Source organism: Paeniglutamicibacter sulfureus (assembly GCF_030512175.1).
In the GTDB taxonomy this organism is placed as follows: domain Bacteria; phylum Actinomycetota; class Actinomycetes; order Actinomycetales; family Micrococcaceae; genus Paeniglutamicibacter; species Paeniglutamicibacter sulfureus.
Genome location: NZ_JAULBL010000002.1, coordinates 1,537,041 through 1,554,355, shown reverse-complemented (window position 1 = coordinate 1,554,355; position 17,315 = coordinate 1,537,041). Strand labels below are relative to the sequence as shown.

The following is a 17,315-nucleotide window of genomic DNA, read 5'->3' as shown; positions in this document are numbered from 1 at the left end:
TGAAGGGGCTTTCGTCCCGTGGCACTGAGGGAAGGCGGTTGGACGCCTGCGGCCGATTTGCCGAAATATGGCGACGACATGTCCCGCGGAAACTCGGGAATCCGGCCCTCCCGTCTTGACTTATCTCACATTTCAGGATTACCTAATGATCGTTCGGTAAATAACTGAGAGGTCCTTCATGAGCGACACTGGCGTCGATGCACCGCTGATGCATCCCATCCTGAGAAACGACTATGCGGCCAAATGGTTGGGCATCGAGGTGCTGAAGGTTGCCGACGGGCACGCCACCATCTCCATGGAGTTGCGCCAGGAAATGCTCAACGGATTCGGCATCGCCCACGGCGGAATGATCTTCGCCCTCGCCGACACCGCATTCGCCATGTCCTGCAACCCGCACACCGGCTCCGCGGACACCATCACCGTGGCCGCCGGCGTCGACATCAACTTCCTCAAACCCGGCATCCCCGGCCGGACCCTGACTGCCGTGGCCAATCGCCGCCAGCAGTCCGGGCGCAGCGGCATCTACGACATCCAGATCCTCCAGTCCGTCCCCGGCGCAGAGGACGAGGTGCTGGCCGAATTCCGCGGCCGTTCCCGGACCATCCCCAAGCGCCCCTGAGCCCCCAAACACCCCCCACCTCCCACAACTTCGCACGTAAGGCCACATCATGACCCAGACTTCCACCCGGATCGAACTGCCCAACCCGTTGGATCCCGAAGAAACCATGAGCCGCGACCAGATCGAATCGATCCAGCTCACGCGGCTGCAGGACACGCTGGCCTACGCGTACGACAGGGTGCCGCTGTACAAGGAAAAGTACGACGGCGCGGGCGTTCACCCGAGCGACCTGAAGGAACTGGCCGACCTGGCCAAGTTCCCGTTCACCGAAAAGGAAGACCTGCGCAAGACCTACCCGTTTGGCATGTTCGCCGTGCCGCAGCACGAGGTCGCCCGCATCCATGCCTCCTCCGGCACCACCGGCCGGGCCACCGTGGTCGGCTACACCCAGTCCGACCTGGACGACTGGGCCAAGATGGGCGCGCGCTGCCTGCGCCTCTCGGGCGTAAAGCCGGGCTGGAAGGTCCACAACGCCTACGGCTACGGGTTGTTCACCGGCGGCCTGGGGGCACATGCCGCCGCCGAACGCCTCGGCACCACCGTGATCCCGATGTCCGGCGGCCAGACCGAGAAGCAGATCACCATGATCAACGACTTCGAGCCGGACGCGATCCTGTGCACCCCGACCTACTTGTTGACCATTGGCGATGCCATGCAGCGGGCGGGCCTGGATCCGCGCAAGACCTCGCTGAAGACCGCGGTGCTCGGGGCCGAGCCGTGGACCGAGGAAATGCGCCACGAGCTCGAGGTCATGTTCAACATCGATGCCTGCGACATCTACGGCCTCTCCGAAGTCATGGGCCCGGGAGTGGCCGGGGAATCCAACGAGACGAAGGACGGAAGCCACATCTGGGAGGACCACTTCCGCCCGGAAATCATCGACGCCTTCGACGAGACCAAGGTGCTGGGCGACGGCGAGCACGGCGAGCTGGTGTTCACCTCGCTGACCAAGCAGGCACTGCCGATCATCCGCTACCGCACCCACGACCTCACCCGCCTTTTGCCCGGCACCGCACGGCCGGGCCACCGCCGCATGGGCCGGATCACCGGGCGCAGCGACGATATGATCATCCTGCGCGGGGTCAACCTCTTCCCGTCCCAGATCGAGGAAATCGCCCTGCGCATCGATGGGCTTTCCCCGCACTTCCAGCTGGAGATCACCCGTCCCGGGCGCATGGACCAGCTCGCAGTGAAGATCGAACGCCGCGAGGACTGCACCTCCGACCGTGCCGAGGCCGCCGGCAAGGAGCTCGCCCAGCAAATCAAGATCCACGTCGGGTCCTCCTGCGCCATCCAGGTCGTTGACCCCGGCACGCTCGCCCGCTCCTCGGGCAAGCTGCGCCGCATCTACGACCTGCGCAACAAGTAGGGCGCCATGGTGACGGGGACGGAGCGCGTCATAGCACTCCCGTCCCCGTCATCCCGCCACCGATTTCCGGACCGACCGTTCGTGAGAGAATGAGGAATCATGACTGCCAGCATTGCAAGCTCCTCACCGATCAAACGCGGACGCCCCGGATACGACCAGGACTCCGTCCTGTCCATAGCGGTGGAAGTCTTCAACAAGCACGGCTATGACGCGACGTCGATGGGCAAGCTCGCGGAAAACCTGGGTATCAGCAAGTCCGCCATTTACCACCACGTCCCCTCCAAGGGCGATTTGCTGCGCTTGGCCCTTGACGAGGCGTTGGTGCCCCTCGAGGCCATTGCCGAGGACGAACGCGCAAGCGTGGGCACCGCCGAGGAGCGACTGAAGTTCTTCCTCCGCTCCACGATCCGGGTCCTGGTCAAGCGCCAGCAATACGTGACCCTGCTGCTGCGGTTGCGCGGCAACACCGAGATCGAGCGCGACGCGCTGCAGCGCCGCCGTGCCGTGGACCGCCGGGTATCGGACCTCGTGGTCGAGGCCCAGCGCGAGGGCTCCCTGCGCAACGACATCGATCCGCGCACCACCACTCGCCTGCTGTTCGGCACCATCAACTCGCTGGTCGAGTGGTTCCGGGAAGACGGAAACGTCACGGCCGAACAGGTCGAAGAGCATGCCATCACCATGATGTTCGATGGGTTACACAAGACCGACCGGTAGCCGCGCGCACAGCAAGACACGCTACGATCGATAGCTGAGGCATCGGACCGCCCCCATCGTTTTTCTTTGTGAATAGGCAGCATTCTTCGTGGACGAACTTTTCTATAATCTCTTCACCCAAGCCCCCGGAACGGATTCCGGAACCCAGGTGGCACTCTTTTCAGCTTCAGCGCTGCTCAGCTGCATTGCCATGGTGCTGTTGGCCCGGCGCAACGACCTGGGCTGGTGGGCCCAGATCCTGGCGGTCTTTGCCGGCCCCCTGGTCATCGCCCTGCAGTTCGAGGCTTCCATGCTCCTGTACGCGGTGCCTGCACTGCTGGCCGCGGCCTTTGGACTGTGGCGCTTCTCCCGCTTTGAAAACGCCGGCCGTTTTGGCCGCAAGGTCATCCAACGTGGCTTCAGCGTCAAGTCGTTGCTGATCGGCGCATTGCTCGTTGTGGTTTTCACTGCCTTGCGGATGGGCCGCATGCTGACAACCGGCTTCATCTTCACCGACGGCACGGCATCCTTGTGGATTTCCTTTGCCGCCGAGTCCGCCCTGGTCGTGGCCCTCATCGGCATTGCGTGCGGGTACCGCTGGGCATGGTTGGCCAGCACGGTCTCGGCAATTGTTTACGTCGCCCTGCTTTTCAACACGAACCCCGCCTTGGCCCTGCTCGGCGTCACGGTCTTCCAGGCCCTGGCCGGCTTCTACGGCTGGTTTGCCTGGCGAAACCTCCCCGGCGAACGGTCCATCAACGCCGACGAGCCGTCAAACGCGAAGTATCCGCCCAGCCCCTACGCGGCATAGCAAGAGCCCGGCTCCGCTACGCGTGGCAATGGCCCGGAACCCTCTTGGTTCCGGGCCATTGCCGTCTCCATGCCGTGGCCGACTCCTAGGCGCGGATCTGCAGCGGCATCGCAGGCGCGGGGTCGTCGGTGAGCAGCCTGGCGCACGTCTGGACATCGAAGCGCTCCGGCCTGCCGAATTCGTCGAGGTACAGCAATTTCGCCCGCTCCAGGCCCTCCACCTTGAACCCGGCGTTCCTGGCCACCGCAGCCGAAGCCGGGTTGTTCATCCTGTAGGCCAACTCGAGCCGAAAGAGGCCAAGGGTTCCAAAACAGTGCACGGCCATTGCGGCTGTGGCGCGCGATGCCAATCCGGCGCCACGCGCCTCGGAAGCGACCCAATAGGAGATCCACGCCGTCTCGTGGCGGCGGTCAATGGCCGTAGCCATTACATGTCCCACCGCCAAGCCGTTCACGTCGATGGCGAATGCCAGCACCTGATCGTTCTCGCAGTCTATCCACGGCGCCACCCACCTCCGGGCCGCCGCTGCGGAATTCACCGGTTCCCCCGACTGGGCCGCCATGTCGTCGACCCCAAACGCCGCCAAGATCGATTCAATGTCCTCTTCCGAGTCGGTCCACGGCCGCAGGAAGGCTGTCGAATGGGAATCGGGTTTCGGGCTCATGCACCTACCTTAGGCCCAGTGGATCCAGTCCGGATTCGGCCGGCTCCGCCCATCGAACCCAACGCGAAGCATGCCGCCGGGGATTGGGCGAAAAACAAGTCATTGTGATCAACAACCCAATGTGACAGATGCGTTTCGTTGCATTCTGCGGGCAAGTGGCGGACATCATGTACATTTGCTGAAACTTGAGATCTCGTTCGACCACGGCGCGGCACAAAGACGTGCCCGCTTAGCAACATAAGTCCCGTATGCCACGGTGACCACAAGGAGTAACTGCCATGAGCGCCCAAACACTAGAAGCACTCCCCGATGCCCAGGCCACGAACAAGAAGTCGGCCGGGCACATCATTGTCGATACCCTGGTCGCCCACGGCGTGGAACGCACCTATGTGATCCCCGGGGAAAGCTACCTTGATGTACTGGACGGACTGCACCACTCCCCCATTGAAACCGTCGTCTGCCGCCACGAAGGCGGCGCCGCATACATGGCCGAGGCCGACGGCAAGATGCACCAGCGTCCGGGCATCGCCATGGTCACCCGCGGACCCGGTGCCGCCAACGCACATGTTGGCCTGCACACCGCCTGGCAGGACTCCACACCGATGGTGCTCTTCGTGGGCCTGATCCCCTTTGCCCACCGTGACCGCGAAGCCTTCCAGGAATTCGACATCAAGGGCTGGTTCGACACCGGCGCCAAGCGCGTCATGGTCCTTGACCACGCAGAGCGGGCCTCGGAGATCGTCGCCGAAGCCATGTTCGCCGCCATGAGCGGTCGTCCCGGTCCAGTGGTTGTCGGGCTTCCCGAGGACATCATCCGTGAAATGGTCGAGCCCACCCTGCACCCGGTCATCCCGGTGGCCACCGGAGGCATGACGGTGACCGACTGGAAAGAACTCAAGTCGGCACTCGAGGAATCCTCCAAGCCGCTGTTCGTGCTCGGCGGCAACGACTGGACCCAGGAGGGTTCCACCGCCCTGACCGCTTGGCTGGAAGAGCACCACCTGCCGGCCGCCGTTGAATGGCGCTGCGAGGGCAACATTCCCTTCAGCTCCCCGTCCTACGTCGGGCCCATCGGCTACGGACGTCCCAAGCCCACCTATGACCTGCTCGAGGAAACCGACCTCCTGATCTTCGTCGGCACCGTCCCTGGCGACGTGATCACCGATGGCTTCCTGGTGCGCCAGGACTGGACCAAGAAGAACTTCCTGGTCACCATCGACCCGTCCCTGCGCGGCCGCTCGGGCCCGGTCTCCCACCAGATCGTGTCCAAGCCCGATGTCTTCGTCCGGGACCTGGTCATGATGGACTTCGCCGGCAAGCCGGAATGGAAGTCCTTCACCGATCGCATGCGGGCCGAGCAGGAAAATTTTGCAGCGTTGCCCGCCGCCACGCCGTCCGAAGGCCCTGCCCGCATGGACACCATGATGGCCAACTTGGTGGCGGGCTTGCCGCAGGACGCCATGATCACCCTTGGCGCCGGCGAGCACACCAACTGGGCACACCGCTACTTCCCGACCGAGGAATACGCCTCGATGATTTCGGCACGCAACGGATCCATGGGCTACTCGGTGCCCTCGGCCATTGCCGCGTCGCTGAACTTCCCGGGCCGCCGCGTGGTCACCATTGCGGGCGACGGGGAGTTCCTGATGAACGGCCAGGAACTGGCCACCGCCGCGCAGTACGGCGCCACCCCGCTGGTCATCGTGATGGACAATCAGGAGTACGGAACCATCCGCACGCACCAGGAACGCCACTACCCCGAACGCATCTCGGGCACCCAGCTCAAGAACCCGGATTTCGCGCTCATGGCCCAGGCCTTTGGCGGATTCGGTGTGCGGGTCGAAAACGACAGCGACATCCCGGCTGCACTTGAGGCCGCCCTGACGGCCATTGACGAGAAGGGCCAGTTCGCCCTGATCCACCTGATCGTGGAACAGCGCGTCAAGGCCTACTAAACCGGCTTCGAATCAGCGGAGGCCCGTTTTTCCCCCCCTCGGGGCGGAAACGGGCCTCCGCTGTCTTCGGTGGCGAGGCTCATGGCAAGGTGTCTTCCGGACGGGGCCCATTCAGCGCATCGAGCAGAAAAGCAGCCCAGTGCCCATACCCTGCCACCGAGGGATGGAAGCGGTCGGCGGCAAAGAAGGCCTCCCCCAGCGGCGGATCGTCGGCGAAAGACACAAAGGCCAAGCCCAATTCGGCACATACCTGCGCCGACGCCGCGTCCAGGCGGCCGGCCCGGCGTTCAAGAAATGCGTTCAACGGCACCGGCAGCGCGGGAAAATACCTGAAGGGCGGCACTCCCGCGACGACGATTTCCCGGTGCCTGCCCGAATCCATGAAGACCTCCAGGACCCTGCGCAGGTCCCGGCGCCAGTGTGCGGAACTTCTCCCGGCCATGGCGTCATTTGCACCGGCAACCAACACCACGACGTCCGGGTCAGGTTGCCGAACCAGCTCCAGAAGTTCGCTGACGATGCGTTCCAAGGTGGCACCGTTGGCGCCTTGGGCTTCCCAGGCCACCGGCAGACGACGCCGGTCCGAGAGCCCCACGGCCAGCTGACCGGTCAGCGCGAGTGCGTGCGTTGGGGCACCGGTCCCGGCAACGGTGGATTCCCCGATGACCAGCAGACGACAGGGTTCCCCGCCGGTTCCGTGCACGTCAACAAAGCCGTTGTTGGGACCAATCGCCCCTTGAAGGCCAGGCAGGTTCTTGACGATGCGGTGGCCTTGGAACAACGAAGGTCCGGCCTGGACCATGTTCAGCCATCCGCGCCAAAACCAGTTGCCTCCGCCACAGGTGCTCATTCCACGGCCCGTCCACTCGCGCTGTGCATCGTCCAGCCCGTTCATCCGTGGCCTCGCGATACCCGGCGGTTCCCCATGCTTTAGGTTCGGCCTTCGAGGCACCACTGTCAAGGCGTAAAAATGCATGGTCACACCCCGTGCGCTGATGCCGGGCGCGGAGATCCAGCAATGGGCGTCCCGATGCCACGTGGTGAGTGATCCCTCCCGGTTCGACCCGGCCGTTTCACCCTTCTCATTTGGGTCTCATCATTCTCAGCCATACTAGTGGGCATGGGATTGGGAAAAACTGGCAAGATCGTGGCCTGGCTGGCGGTGTTCTTGACCTTGGGGCTGGGGACCTATGTGGTGGCGCTGGGACTCACTGCTCCCCCTGCTGTCAATCTGGGCCCGGCAATCACCGTCGACGAGGGTCCGACACCGTCCAACCCGTCGCCCTCGTCCGTGACTCCCACTCCCAAGCCGAAGCCAACCGCTCCCTCGCCCACCAAATCGTCGAAGCCCCCGTCCAAGCCCTCCGTCAAGCCTTCGCCAAAGCCGCCGGTCCTGCCCAGCAAATCGGCACCCGTCAAGCCGCTTCCCCCGTCCTCTGTGGACGACGACGATGACGACGATGATGACTTCGAAGAGTCGGATGACGACGATGACTAGGATCACCCGACTCGCCCGGCATCTGGCAAGGTTCTTCGCCAGCACACGCGTTGCCCGGCGAGGGTTCTCCGTGCGCACCCGCGTGCTTGCGGGCATGCTTGGACTGATCACCTTGGCGTTCGCCGTCACGGGCACCGTGGTCTATCTCCTGCAGGTTCGCACCATGGACGCCCGCATCGACGACTCGCTCAAGCGCAGCGTCCAGGAATTCCAGGTGCTGGCCGCCCGCAGTTCCGAATCGGCAACCGCTTCCGCGCCGCTCACGGCCGAGGCCCTGCTGTACACCGCCATGCAGCAGACCCTGCCGGCCAAGCACGAGGGCATGCTGAGCATGGTCAACAACGACGTGCGGTGGACCGCCCCCGAGATCGTCCAGCTGCGCCCGGAAAACGACCCGGAATTCATCGCCTGGGCGGTGAACTCCGCCCCGGACGAAAGGGTCATGCTCCAAACGGTGCCCACTGCCAAGGCCACCTATCGCGTGGTGAGCATTCCGCTGACCCTCGCCCAGCCCCAACCACCTGCCCACCTGTTCCTTGCCTACGACTACACCGCCGAGCAGCAGGCCCTGAATCGCGGCTTCCTCATGTATGTGGCGGTCGGCCTTGCCATCTTGCTGGTGGCAGGAGCGGCCGGCTGGTTGCTGGTGGGCAGGTTCCTGCGCCCCGTGGCCCTGCTGCGCGACACCGCCCGGAAGATTTCCGAATCGGACCTGTCCCAGCGCATCAAAGTGGTCGGACGCGACGACCTCGCCGAACTCACGATGACGGTCAACGCCATGCTGGACCGCGTGGAGAACGCCATGGTTTCCCAGCGCCAGCTCCTTGACGACGTGGGCCACGAGCTCAGAACGCCGGTGACCATCGTGCAGGGGCACCTTGAGCTCATGGACCCCTTGGATCCAGAAGACGTCAACCAGTCACGGGACATCGCGCTGGCGGAACTGGACCGAATGTCCTTCCTCATCAACGACCTGGTCACCCTGGCGAACTCCAACAGGGTCGACTTCGTCCAGCCTGCCGCCACGAACATCGGCACCCTGCTCGACGACTTGTTGGACAAGGCGCGTCCGCTCGGCGACCGTGTCTGGAGGATCGGCCACAGGGTCGAGGCCACTGCCGATGTCGATCCACAGCGCATCACCCAGGCGATGCTGCAATTGTGCTCCAACGCCGTCAAGTTTTCCGCCGACGGGTCCACAATTACCATGGGAACCAACATCACGACGGACTCCGGCAACGAGGTCCTGCGGTTCTGGGTCCGCGACGAGGGAGTCGGGATCGCAGTGACTGACCAGGAGCGAATTTTCGAACGCTTTGGCCGTGGCCACAATTCCAAACGCACAGAGGGTTCCGGACTGGGGCTGAACATCGTCTCGGCGATTGCCGGAGCACACGGAGGAAGCATCGGGGTCAGCTCCGATGTGGGCGTTGGCTCGACCTTCGTCATTGAAATCCCCATTGCCCCGGAGAAAGAAGAAGATGAGCCGAATACTGATCATTGAGGACGAGGACCGCATCAGTTCCTTTGTCGCCAAGGGCCTCAAGGCCGCTGGCTTCGCCCCGACCGTCGCCGACACAGGCAAGGAGGGCGGGTACCTTGCCCAGACCGGAGACTTCGAGCTGATCGTCCTGGATCTTGGATTGCCCGACGAGGACGGTTTCTCGGTTCTTGCGCGCATCCGCTCCACCAACGTCGATACCCCCGTCATCATTCTCACGGCGCGTTCGAGCATCGACGACACTGTTGCGGGGCTCGAAGGAGGCGCGGACGACTACATGGCCAAGCCCTTCCGGTTCGAGGAGCTCCTGGCCCGGGTGCGGCTGCGGCTGCGTCCGCAGGCGGCGGTGCACGAGGAGCAGGTGATTCGAGTCGGCCCGCTGGAACTCGATTTCGGGAGCCGCCGGACGCGTCTGCACGGTCGCGAGATCGACCTGTCGGCCAGGGAATTCGGGCTGGCCGAGGCCTTCATGCGAAACCCCGGGCAGGTGCTCAGCCGGGAGCAATTGCTATCCAGGGTGTGGGGCTATGACTTCGATCCCGGGTCAAACGTCGTTGACGTGTATGTGCGCTACTTGCGCAACAAATTGGGCGCTGAATGGTTCACCACGGTGCGTGGCATGGGGTACCGCTTCGAGGATCCGTCCTGAAGCGCTGCCGGGCATGCGACCCCTCACACCTGATGTGACAGTCCCCGCGGCCGCGGCAGCTCCTTCCGGTCCCTGATTGGAGATCAGGTGCAGTGGCGATGGTATCGGCGATTCGCCACTTGAGGGTCAGGGCCGCAATCCCACGTGCGCAGGCGGCCAAACCGGCACAAAGCGTTCGAACACGATCTCATCGTCCTCACTCCAGGTGCGGCCGCGGGCGGTTTCGGTACGCCGCCAGTATTTGCGGTGTTCGGTCCTCCAGCTCTCCAGTGACCTGTCGTCCTCGCCTTCATCCCTGGCGAAGTCGGCATCGGCGCTGTTGAAGTCGCCGATCCGAAACTCCACGCTTTTCAGGATGACCCGAGGTGTTCCCGACCCGTCGCAGGCGATCCAATGAGATCCGATGCGCGGAAGAGACTGGCCGTCATCCAGGAACTCCCGGGCTAGCGTCGAGGTGGCTCTTTTGCGACCATGGATCACTTCATGCAGCAGCGCGTCTGCCAGGTCCGCCGAATCACCGAAGCGTTCGACCGTGTACTCCGGGCAAAGACGAACTCTATCCGGGTTGGCATTTGAATACTCGGCCCACATCAGGGCAGCGGCTTCCCGGTCAATGAATGGCTCACCGGCGTCTTGTGGTTTCACAGACTCAGCATGCCATGGCGGTTCCACGTACGGCACATGTCTGGCCCGGAGCTGGACGTGGAACCTGCCGATGCTGCCGGTCCGGTGACGCACCTGCGGCGGGTACCGGTTCAGAAACCGGTACCCGCCGCATCCGCTGGGTCCGCGTCGGTTAGCTGGCGCTGGCCGCCGAAGGTGCGGTCTGCGGAGACAAAGGTGAGACCGGGGACTGGGCCGTAACCGGCGATACCGGAGAAACCGGGGACTGGGCCGTGACCGGGGAAACCGGAGAAACCGGCGACTGGGCCGTAACCGGCGACACCGGAGAAACCGGGGACTGTGCCGTAACCGGGGAAGCCGGTGTTTGTGCCGAAACCGGCGACGCTGCCGACTGTGCAGATGCGGCAGTTTGCGCGGAGACTTCGGCCGCAGCTGCGACCCGCTCTACCGAGGAGGAAGTCTGTTGCGATGCGCGCTCCTGCACCACGACCGATTCGTTGACGGCGACGGCAGGCTGGGCTACCGCGACACCGGCTCCAAGGGCAACTACGCCAAGAGCTCCGGTGATTGACCAAAATGTACGTGTCTTCTTCATGGTTCCGAACCTTCCGTTCATTGTTCAGCTGGTTGCTTGATTCCAGCATGACCTTTGAATGTGAGCCGTAGAGGAGAAAAGAATGAGAATGTTCTCATCTTGGCATCAGACCCCTACGAGGATTCCACGCAACCAGCCAAAGGTTCATCATTTTGGCCCAGCGACTATCCGGTTGGTTCGGTTCTCATGGCACTCTGGGCTAGGCCTGCAAGTTCTTCCACCCGACGCAATCGGTCCATCGCCGCGGAACGCCAGTCGGGGTTGGATTCATCCCGCGCGCCGGCCACGAGTGAAAGGACCACGCAAGCCGCCCGGGCATAGAGCCCGCTGGCAGACACCCCGCGGTTGCCCAATTCCGCTTCGAAGGCCTTGGCATACCGTTCGAGATAGTCCCCGACCCGTGCGTACCGCACGTCAAGACCCGGCAAGACCGCAAGGTGTCCGATAAAACAGGCAAGGTCGTCGACGAGATATCCGGGGCCGGCCGAATCAATATCCAACAACCCGGTGATGGTCCCGTCGGTGACGAAGATGTTGGCCTCGTAGAAATCCCCATGGCTAGGTACCAGCTCGCCGCGGCGGGAGTTCTCCAGGATGTGGGCAAGTCGCTGGATCAGGGCTGCGATGTTTTCGGCTTGGTCCGGCACGGCGGTCTGGGCCGCATGCCCGTACCAGCCCAGGCGGTCCGACCAGGCCGGCCTGGCGGGAAACTCCATCAGGGCCTGAGGCAGCGAGTCAAGAAGCCCGATGATCTGTTTCGGATCCAGGGGCAGGTCCGGGGCATGCATGAGGTCTTCGGCCAGCGGCACTCCCCTTGCCCGGTGAAATGCCAGCACACCATCCATCGGCGGACCTACTGGCGTGGGGGCCGGGACGCCTGCCTGCAGTAGGGCAAGGTGCTTGTCATGCAGAAGTTGCGCATCCTTCCTCAGGACCTTGAGGAACAGTTGGTTGCCGTCTCCAAAACGGGCCAGTAAAACCGCCCGACGCAGCGGGCGGTAGGCCAAGGTGCGCAGCTCCTCCAGCACGCGGCCGCCACCCCACTTTTCCTCGACCAATGCCGGAGTGGTCGCCAGCGGCAATCCGGGCAGCAGCGGATCTGCAGGATGCAGCCATACGACGACGGTGCCCTGGCCACTGTCCAGCCGCACGGCACCTTCCGGGACCTTCTCCAGTTTTTCCGCGGTGGCGCCAAGGTATAGGGTCGTCGATCCGTTGCTGGCCTCAAAGACTCCCGAGACCCCGGCACCGGGCCGATGGTGCAACTCCGCCAAGGAAACCTTGGCATGCTCAAGTCCCATCGGACGGACGACATCGGCCAGGATGTCCGTCAGTTCAGCCGATTCGAAGAAGTCCAGTTGCTCCCGTTCGGTCCATGCGTCGGCATCCTGAAGCACCGGTGAATTCATCGAGCCCTCGTTCCTCATCGTCACGGCAAGTCGCGCCGGCCGGGGGCAGCGCTGGCCTAATTCCCTTTGCCCGCTACCTTCTCACATCCGGTGCCACGCGGGCCACGGGAAGGTCGCCACGGGCGCGTCCCTTTGCCGGTGGCGCAGAAACCGATGGCCGACCGCCCGACTCCTTGAACGGGGAGTTGGGCGGTCGGCCATCGGTGCTTGTTCGCGTTGAGGTGAGTGCCAAGGAGTACTAGGCCCAGTTGGCGTAGGTGGCGTTTTCCTTCTCCACCAGGGTCAGCACGTCATAGGTGGCAACGATCTCGCCATCCTGGTTGTTGATGACAGCGTCCCAGGCGACTTCCCCGTATTCGTCGGTGACGCGCGGGGTGATCTTCTTGGCGGTCAGCGTGACCCGGATCGAGTCCCCGTCCGGCACCGGCGTGATGAAGCGCAGGTTCTCCAGGCCGTAGTTGGCCAGGACCGGTCCCGGTGCGGGCTGGACGAAGAGTCCCGCGGCCCAGGAGACCAGAAGGTAGCCGTGGGCCACGATGCCGGGGAAGAACGGGTTGGCCTCGGCCGCGGCACGGTCGGTGTGTGCGTAGAAGGTGTCCCCTGTTTCGTTGGCAAAGGCGGTGATTTCCTCCAGGCTGACCTTGCGCAGCGGCGAGGCAAAGGCATCGCCGATTTTCAGCTCGGCCAGCGACTTGCGGAACGGGTGGATCGCCCCCTCGACGGCGCTGAACTCGGCGTCGCCGGCAATGACTCGGTCGGCTCCCGTGTGCCATATGCCGGTGACTGCCGTGAGCATGTTCGGCGAGCCTTGGATGGCTGTGCGCTGCATGTGGTGCATGACCGAACGGATGCCACCGAGTTCTTCGCCACCGCCGGCACGGCCGGGACCACCGTGCACCAAGTGCGGAACCGGGGATCCGTGGCCGGTGGAGCTGCGCGCTGTCTCTCGGTTGAGCATGTGGACACGGCCGTGGTGCGAGGCGATGCCGGTGGTGAGGACGCGCGCGGTGTCGGGGTCATTGGTGCATACGGTGGCCACCAGGGACCCGGAGCCCTTTGCGGCGAGGCGTACGGCGTCGTCCAGGTCAGAGTAGCCGATCACCGAGGACACCGGGCCAAAGGCCTCGCGGCTGTGCACCGACTCGTTCTCCACGTCGTCCCAGGTGAGCAACAGCGGGGACATGAAGGCCCCGGCATCGACGGTTCTCTCTTCGCCCTCGGTGGTGCGAACCACCGGTGCATCCAGGGTTCCGTAGGCGATTTCGCCGCCGGCGGCAATCATGTCCTCGACGGCGGCGCGCACGTCGCGCAACTGCTCCAGGGATGCGAGGGCCCCCATGGTGACGCCCTCGGCGCGCGGGTCGCCGATGACCACACGCTCATCGATGCGCTCGCCCACGGCCTTGACCACGTCGGCAACGAGGGCGGCGGGCACGATGTTGCGCCGGATGGCGGTGCACTTCTGGCCCGCCTTGGAGGTCATCTCCGTGGTGACTGCCTTGACGAAGGCGTCGAATTCCGGGGTGCCGACCACTGCGTCGGGACCGAGAATGGCGGCGTTGAGGGAGTCGGTTTCAGCGGTGAATCGCACGCCGCCCTCGATGACGTTCTTGTGGGATTTCAGCGAGAATGCAGTGGAGGCCGATCCGGTGAAGGACAGCATGTCGCGGTAGTCCAGCACGTCCAACAGCGTGCGGGCCGAGCCGGAGATCAGCTGGATGGATCCCTCGGGCAGGATGCCGGATTCGACCATCAGGCGCACCATGGCCTCGGCTACGTAGCCGGTGGGGGTGGCGGGCTTGGCAATGGTCGGCACACCGGCGATGAAGGCGGGCGCGAACTTCTCCAGCATTCCCCAAACCGGGAAGTTGAAGGCATTGATCTGTGCTGCAACACCGGGAATGCGGGTGTAGATGTGTTCGCCGGCGAAGGAACCGTCGCGCGAAAGGACCTCCATGGTCCCGTCGGTGATGACATTGGAGTTCGGCAATTCGCGCCGGCCCTTGGAGGAGAAGGTGAACAGCACACCGATGCCGCCGTCGATGTCCACCATCGAGTCGATCTTGGTCGCACCGGTTTGGTAGGAGATTTCGTAAAGCACTTCGCGGCGGTCATTGAGGAATGTGGCAAGTTCCTTGAGCTTGAGGGCGCGCTCATGCAAGGTGAGCTTGCCCAGTTCGGCCTGGCCGACGGTGCGTCCATACTCAACGACCTTGGCCAGATCCATCCCGTCGCTGTTGACCGTGGCCAGGGGCGCTCCGGTGTTGGCATCCAACACGGGGGTACCCCCAACCGGCTCGGACGGGGTCCACCAAGAGTTTTGAATGAAGCTCGGAACGAGTGGAGCCATGGGAGTAGTCGTCATCGACAAGGTCCTTCCTGAACGATCGGTCAGTATTAGCAACCACAGTACAGTATGGGGAAGAGCACCACGAGTCCCGGGCGCCAAACAAGCCCGCAAAACAGGAGATTGACATCCATGAGCGCAGAGCGCCCGACCGCCCCCACCCCCGAAACGTCGATTGGCGGAGTGTGGCAGATTGCCCTCGGCGAGCTGGATATCAAGATGGGCATCAAGATCCTCGAGGAGTCGGTCGAGAAAGTCGTGGCAACCATGCCGGTGGAGGGAAACCGCCAATCATTCGGCCTGCTACACGGAGGGGCGTCCCTGGCCGTGGGCGAGGCGGTGGGTTCGTGGGCAGCCGTCAAGCACGCCTCAACCATGGGCAAGTCCGCAGTGGGCGTGGACGTTTCGGCGACGCACCACAAGGGGGCCCGCAGCGGCTTGATCACGATCACAGCGACCCCGATCAGCCTGGGCCGCCGCGTGGCCAGCCACCAGGTTGTGATCGAGAACGAAGCCGGCGAGCGCCTCTGCACCCTGCGAATCACCAACCTGATCATCGACATCAGGAAGTAAGCCCGCGTACCCGCGTTAGTTCTCGCAGCTTGAATCCGCGGTTCCCATCAGCGAGTAGACCGGGCCACGGGGCGAAACGTCCCCGCCGAGCCCGAGTGCGGAGATCCTGAGGCTCGGGCTGTTGACCATGCTCTGGCTGCCCCCGGCGCCCAGACAGCCGGGCACGGAACCAACCATCGCGGTGACGCGCGCGGCTTCACCGGCGGGCAGCGAATCGTTGATCTCGAAGCGGGCGTCGGCCTCCTGATTGTCCAGCGCTCGAAACGTGTTGCCGTTGAACTCGAGCGTTCCGATCTGGACTCCGGTTCCGTTGCCGGGGCCGGCGAGCTGGATGTCCAAGGACTTCACCTTGACGTCGACGTTGCTGGTGTTGTGCACGATGAAAGTGAACCTGCAGTCCAGGTTTCTCGTGACGTTCAGCGCGGGGAGGGTCACGGCCACACCGTCGTCACTGCCCAGCTGCAAGTCGTTCGTGGTGACGGCTTCCGGATCCACGCATTCGAAGGGAGCGGAGCCCACGAGCACCTCGAGCCCCGAGCGGGCGGTTGCCGAACTGACACTCCACAGCGCCGCTCCGCCCAGCACCAGTGCCGCTCCGGCGCCGGCAAAAGCACGAGTCGATCGTCGCGATATCCAGGCCATGATCGGAGCATAGGGTGCAATGTCCCTACTGACAAGCAATCTCCTGCCTCGAGGCTGCCGCCTGCGCGGTGAACAACCGGATGTCTCGCCGCGTCCGACATTGAACCGTGCGATCCGGAACCGGAGCCGCACCCCCGCGGATAGGTCACCCGTGACCGCAAGAGGAGCACGCCCGGCGGTCCCCGCGCGACCGCTTCAGTGACAGCGGTCAATTCGCGCCCTACCTTGGTGACCTTTCCGGCATCCCGCAAGCACCAAGCGCTTATCGCCATGGCGGTCGATCCTCCCACCCGCCAAACGTGCGCCAATTGGAAGTGATTGACAACCGCCAATGACTATGGTGTGCTTGGTGAACCAACGCCAGTAACTACCGAAGGAGGAATCCGATGAGTGTCCCGACGATCACCCCGGAACAGATACTTCCTTCCCACAGGAGTTACTCCAGCGATGAAGAATTACGTAGAAAACAGCTTTCCAGACACCTTTGAACCACGCCTCTCCCCCGGCAAGACCAGGCCCGCAGATCGCGAGGTGGACTGGAACTACCTCGACGACCAACTCACCGAAGCCCAACGTTGGTCAACCTGGCCGGCAACCGAGAAATTGATGCGCGGCCCCCTGCCCTACCCCGAGTTCGTCATAGAGGATGCCGGTGCCATCGACACTGAACTCGGCGTCCTCAAGACCGGCAAGGAAGCAGATGTCTTCCTGATCGAACGGGCCACCGCCGACCAACGATCCTTGTTGGCTGCCAAACGCTATAGATCACCGGATCAGCGAACCTTCAACCGGTCCTCGACCTACACCCAGGGCCGCAGCGTCAAGCGTTCACGCGATGCCCGTGCCCTGAAAAACGGCAGCACCTATGGGCGTCTCGTGGAGGCTTCGCGGTGGGCAAATTCAGAGTGGCAATACCTTCGTATGTGCTTTGAGGCCGGCGCTCCGGTCCCCTATCCGGTGCAAATCATGGGCACAGAGATCCTCATGGAGTTCATCGCAGATCCGGAATCCCAAGGCGCGGCAGCACCGCGGCTGCAGCATGTGCATCCAGACAAAGAACGGCTGGGCTATTACTGGGAGCAAATAGTTGGGGCCATGAAGGTTTTTGCCCAGCTGGGGTTTGCCCACGGCGACCTCTCTCCCTACAACGTCCTTGCTGCCGGCGAGAGGCTCGTGGTCATCGACCTGCCGCAATTTGTCGACCTCGCCGGGAACGAAGGCGGCGTCGGGTTCCTTCTACGGGACTGCCAGAACATCAGCGCATGGTTCCGGTCGCGGGGTCTGGATGTTGACGGCGACGAACTCCTGGCCGAGGTGATCGCAGAGGCTTGGTAGTTCCCGGGTGTCGCTCGCGTTCTCGGAC

16 protein-coding genes are annotated in these 17,315 nt (G+C 63.7%); 10 read left to right on the top strand and 6 right to left on the bottom strand.

Translation table 11 applies throughout. The annotated features are described in order from the left end of the window. Positions 1-178: 178 nt before the first annotated feature. The 4 genes from paaI (at position 179) to Q2T94_RS13765 (ending at position 3,495) form a co-directional block, all read left to right on the top strand. Entirely contained in the window at positions 179-619 is a 441-nt protein-coding gene (gene paaI / locus Q2T94_RS13780) for a hydroxyphenylacetyl-CoA thioesterase PaaI (protein ID WP_264271378.1), read from the top strand. A gap of 49 nt (positions 620-668) precedes the next feature. Beyond that, complete coding sequence (locus tag Q2T94_RS13775) at positions 669-1,988, top strand: phenylacetate--CoA ligase family protein (RefSeq protein ID WP_264271377.1); 1,320 nt, start codon at positions 669-671, stop codon at positions 1,986-1,988. 99 nt (positions 1,989-2,087) lie between these two features. Beyond that, the gene (locus tag Q2T94_RS13770; protein ID WP_264271376.1) at positions 2,088-2,705 is read left to right on the top strand and encodes a TetR/AcrR family transcriptional regulator; all 618 of its coding nucleotides are present in this window, start codon (positions 2,088-2,090) and stop codon (positions 2,703-2,705) included. Positions 2,706-2,793: 88 nt separating this feature from the next. Next, a complete protein-coding gene (locus Q2T94_RS13765) occupies positions 2,794-3,495 on the top strand; it encodes a nicotinamide mononucleotide transporter (RefSeq protein ID WP_264271374.1) in 702 nt (233 codons plus the stop codon). Between the two features lie 85 nt (positions 3,496-3,580). Here the strand turns inward: Q2T94_RS13765 and Q2T94_RS13760 are convergent, their stop codons facing one another. Beyond that, the gene (locus Q2T94_RS13760) at positions 3,581-4,159 is read right to left on the bottom strand and encodes a GNAT family N-acetyltransferase (RefSeq protein ID WP_264271857.1); all 579 of its coding nucleotides are present in this window, start codon (positions 4,157-4,159) and stop codon (positions 3,581-3,583) included. A 278-nt stretch (positions 4,160-4,437) separates the two neighbouring features. Between Q2T94_RS13760 and Q2T94_RS13755 the strand changes: the two genes are divergently transcribed. Further along, the gene (locus Q2T94_RS13755) at positions 4,438-6,114 is read left to right on the top strand and encodes a thiamine pyrophosphate-dependent enzyme (RefSeq protein WP_302265043.1); all 1,677 of its coding nucleotides are present in this window, start codon (positions 4,438-4,440) and stop codon (positions 6,112-6,114) included. A gap of 79 nt (positions 6,115-6,193) precedes the next feature. Here Q2T94_RS13755 and Q2T94_RS13750 read toward each other — a convergent pair whose 3' ends face one another. Continuing rightward, the gene (locus Q2T94_RS13750; RefSeq protein ID WP_264271855.1) at positions 6,194-6,964 is read right to left on the bottom strand and encodes an SGNH/GDSL hydrolase family protein; all 771 of its coding nucleotides are present in this window, start codon (positions 6,962-6,964) and stop codon (positions 6,194-6,196) included. A 270-nt stretch (positions 6,965-7,234) separates the two neighbouring features. On the opposite strand from Q2T94_RS13750, the gene Q2T94_RS13745 reads away from it, so the two are divergent. Genes Q2T94_RS13745 through Q2T94_RS13735 form a run of 3 tightly spaced genes read left to right on the top strand, consistent with a single transcriptional unit; the run spans position 7,235 to position 9,762 of the window. Beyond that, positions 7,235-7,612, top strand: a complete 378-nt coding sequence (locus Q2T94_RS13745) for a hypothetical protein (protein WP_302265039.1) — start codon at positions 7,235-7,237, stop codon at positions 7,610-7,612. After that, on the top strand, positions 7,605-9,116 hold the full coding sequence (locus Q2T94_RS13740) for a sensor histidine kinase (protein WP_302265037.1): 1,512 nt from the start codon (positions 7,605-7,607) through the stop codon (positions 9,114-9,116). Before Q2T94_RS13745 ends, Q2T94_RS13740 begins: the two co-directional genes overlap by 8 nt. Then, complete coding sequence (locus tag Q2T94_RS13735; RefSeq protein ID WP_264270470.1) at positions 9,094-9,762, top strand: response regulator transcription factor; 669 nt, start codon at positions 9,094-9,096, stop codon at positions 9,760-9,762. Before Q2T94_RS13740 ends, Q2T94_RS13735 begins: the two co-directional genes overlap by 23 nt. A gap of 126 nt (positions 9,763-9,888) precedes the next feature. Here Q2T94_RS13735 and Q2T94_RS13730 read toward each other — a convergent pair whose 3' ends face one another. From Q2T94_RS13730 to paaZ, 3 genes are all read right to left on the bottom strand, one after another. After that, entirely contained in the window at positions 9,889-10,353 is a 465-nt protein-coding gene (locus tag Q2T94_RS13730) for an ASCH domain-containing protein (RefSeq protein ID WP_302266425.1), read from the bottom strand. A 792-nt stretch (positions 10,354-11,145) separates the two neighbouring features. Further along, positions 11,146-12,390: a phosphotransferase gene (locus tag Q2T94_RS13725; protein ID WP_264270469.1), complete on the bottom strand. Its 1,245-nt coding sequence runs from the start codon at positions 12,388-12,390 to the stop codon at positions 11,146-11,148. Between the two features lie 238 nt (positions 12,391-12,628). Beyond that, positions 12,629-14,755, bottom strand: a complete 2,127-nt coding sequence (paaZ, locus tag Q2T94_RS13720; RefSeq protein WP_302265036.1) for a phenylacetic acid degradation bifunctional protein PaaZ — start codon at positions 14,753-14,755, stop codon at positions 12,629-12,631. Positions 14,756-14,869: 114 nt separating this feature from the next. Here paaZ and Q2T94_RS13715 point away from each other — a divergent pair, with 114 nt between their 5' ends. Beyond that, positions 14,870-15,310: a PaaI family thioesterase gene (locus Q2T94_RS13715; protein ID WP_264270467.1), complete on the top strand. Its 441-nt coding sequence runs from the start codon at positions 14,870-14,872 to the stop codon at positions 15,308-15,310. A gap of 15 nt (positions 15,311-15,325) precedes the next feature. On the opposite strand, the gene Q2T94_RS13710 is transcribed toward Q2T94_RS13715, so the two are convergent. Beyond that, positions 15,326-15,952, bottom strand: coding sequence for a hypothetical protein (locus Q2T94_RS13710; RefSeq protein WP_264270466.1), 627 nt, complete (start codon positions 15,950-15,952; stop codon positions 15,326-15,328). Positions 15,953-16,399: 447 nt separating this feature from the next. Here Q2T94_RS13710 and Q2T94_RS13705 point away from each other — a divergent pair, with 447 nt between their 5' ends. Continuing rightward, positions 16,400-17,287, top strand: coding sequence for a serine protein kinase RIO (locus Q2T94_RS13705; RefSeq protein ID WP_264270465.1), 888 nt, complete (start codon positions 16,400-16,402; stop codon positions 17,285-17,287). Positions 17,288-17,315 lie beyond the last annotated feature (28 nt).

What these genes read in the sequence shown, in the direction of transcription:
- Q2T94_RS13715 (WP_264270467.1), top strand. Translation starts at nt 14,870, where the DNA reads ATGAGCGCAGAGCGCCCGACCGCCCCCACCCCCGAAACGTCGATTGGC.
- Q2T94_RS13760 (WP_264271857.1), bottom strand. Translation starts at nt 4,159, where the DNA reads ATGAGCCCGAAACCCGATTCCCATTCGACAGCCTTCCTGCGGCCGTGG.
- Q2T94_RS13770 (WP_264271376.1), top strand. Translation starts at nt 2,088, where the DNA reads ATGACTGCCAGCATTGCAAGCTCCTCACCGATCAAACGCGGACGCCCC.
- Q2T94_RS13775 (WP_264271377.1), top strand. Translation starts at nt 669, where the DNA reads ATGACCCAGACTTCCACCCGGATCGAACTGCCCAACCCGTTGGATCCC.
- paaZ (WP_302265036.1), bottom strand. Translation starts at nt 14,755, where the DNA reads ATGACGACTACTCCCATGGCTCCACTCGTTCCGAGCTTCATTCAAAAC.
- Q2T94_RS13725 (WP_264270469.1), bottom strand. Translation starts at nt 12,390, where the DNA reads ATGAATTCACCGGTGCTTCAGGATGCCGACGCATGGACCGAACGGGAG.
- Q2T94_RS13730 (WP_302266425.1), bottom strand. Translation starts at nt 10,353, where the DNA reads ATGTGGGCCGAGTATTCAAATGCCAACCCGGATAGAGTTCGTCTTTGC.
- Q2T94_RS13755 (WP_302265043.1), top strand. Translation starts at nt 4,438, where the DNA reads ATGAGCGCCCAAACACTAGAAGCACTCCCCGATGCCCAGGCCACGAAC.
- paaI (WP_264271378.1), top strand. Translation starts at nt 179, where the DNA reads ATGAGCGACACTGGCGTCGATGCACCGCTGATGCATCCCATCCTGAGA.
- Q2T94_RS13745 (WP_302265039.1), top strand. Translation starts at nt 7,235, where the DNA reads ATGGGATTGGGAAAAACTGGCAAGATCGTGGCCTGGCTGGCGGTGTTC.
- Q2T94_RS13705 (WP_264270465.1), top strand. Translation starts at nt 16,400, where the DNA reads ATGAAGAATTACGTAGAAAACAGCTTTCCAGACACCTTTGAACCACGC.
- Q2T94_RS13710 (WP_264270466.1), bottom strand. Translation starts at nt 15,952, where the DNA reads ATGGCCTGGATATCGCGACGATCGACTCGTGCTTTTGCCGGCGCCGGA.
- Q2T94_RS13750 (WP_264271855.1), bottom strand. Translation starts at nt 6,964, where the DNA reads ATGAGCACCTGTGGCGGAGGCAACTGGTTTTGGCGCGGATGGCTGAAC.
- Q2T94_RS13740 (WP_302265037.1), top strand. Translation starts at nt 7,605, where the DNA reads ATGACTAGGATCACCCGACTCGCCCGGCATCTGGCAAGGTTCTTCGCC.
- Q2T94_RS13735 (WP_264270470.1), top strand. Translation starts at nt 9,094, where the DNA reads ATGAGCCGAATACTGATCATTGAGGACGAGGACCGCATCAGTTCCTTT.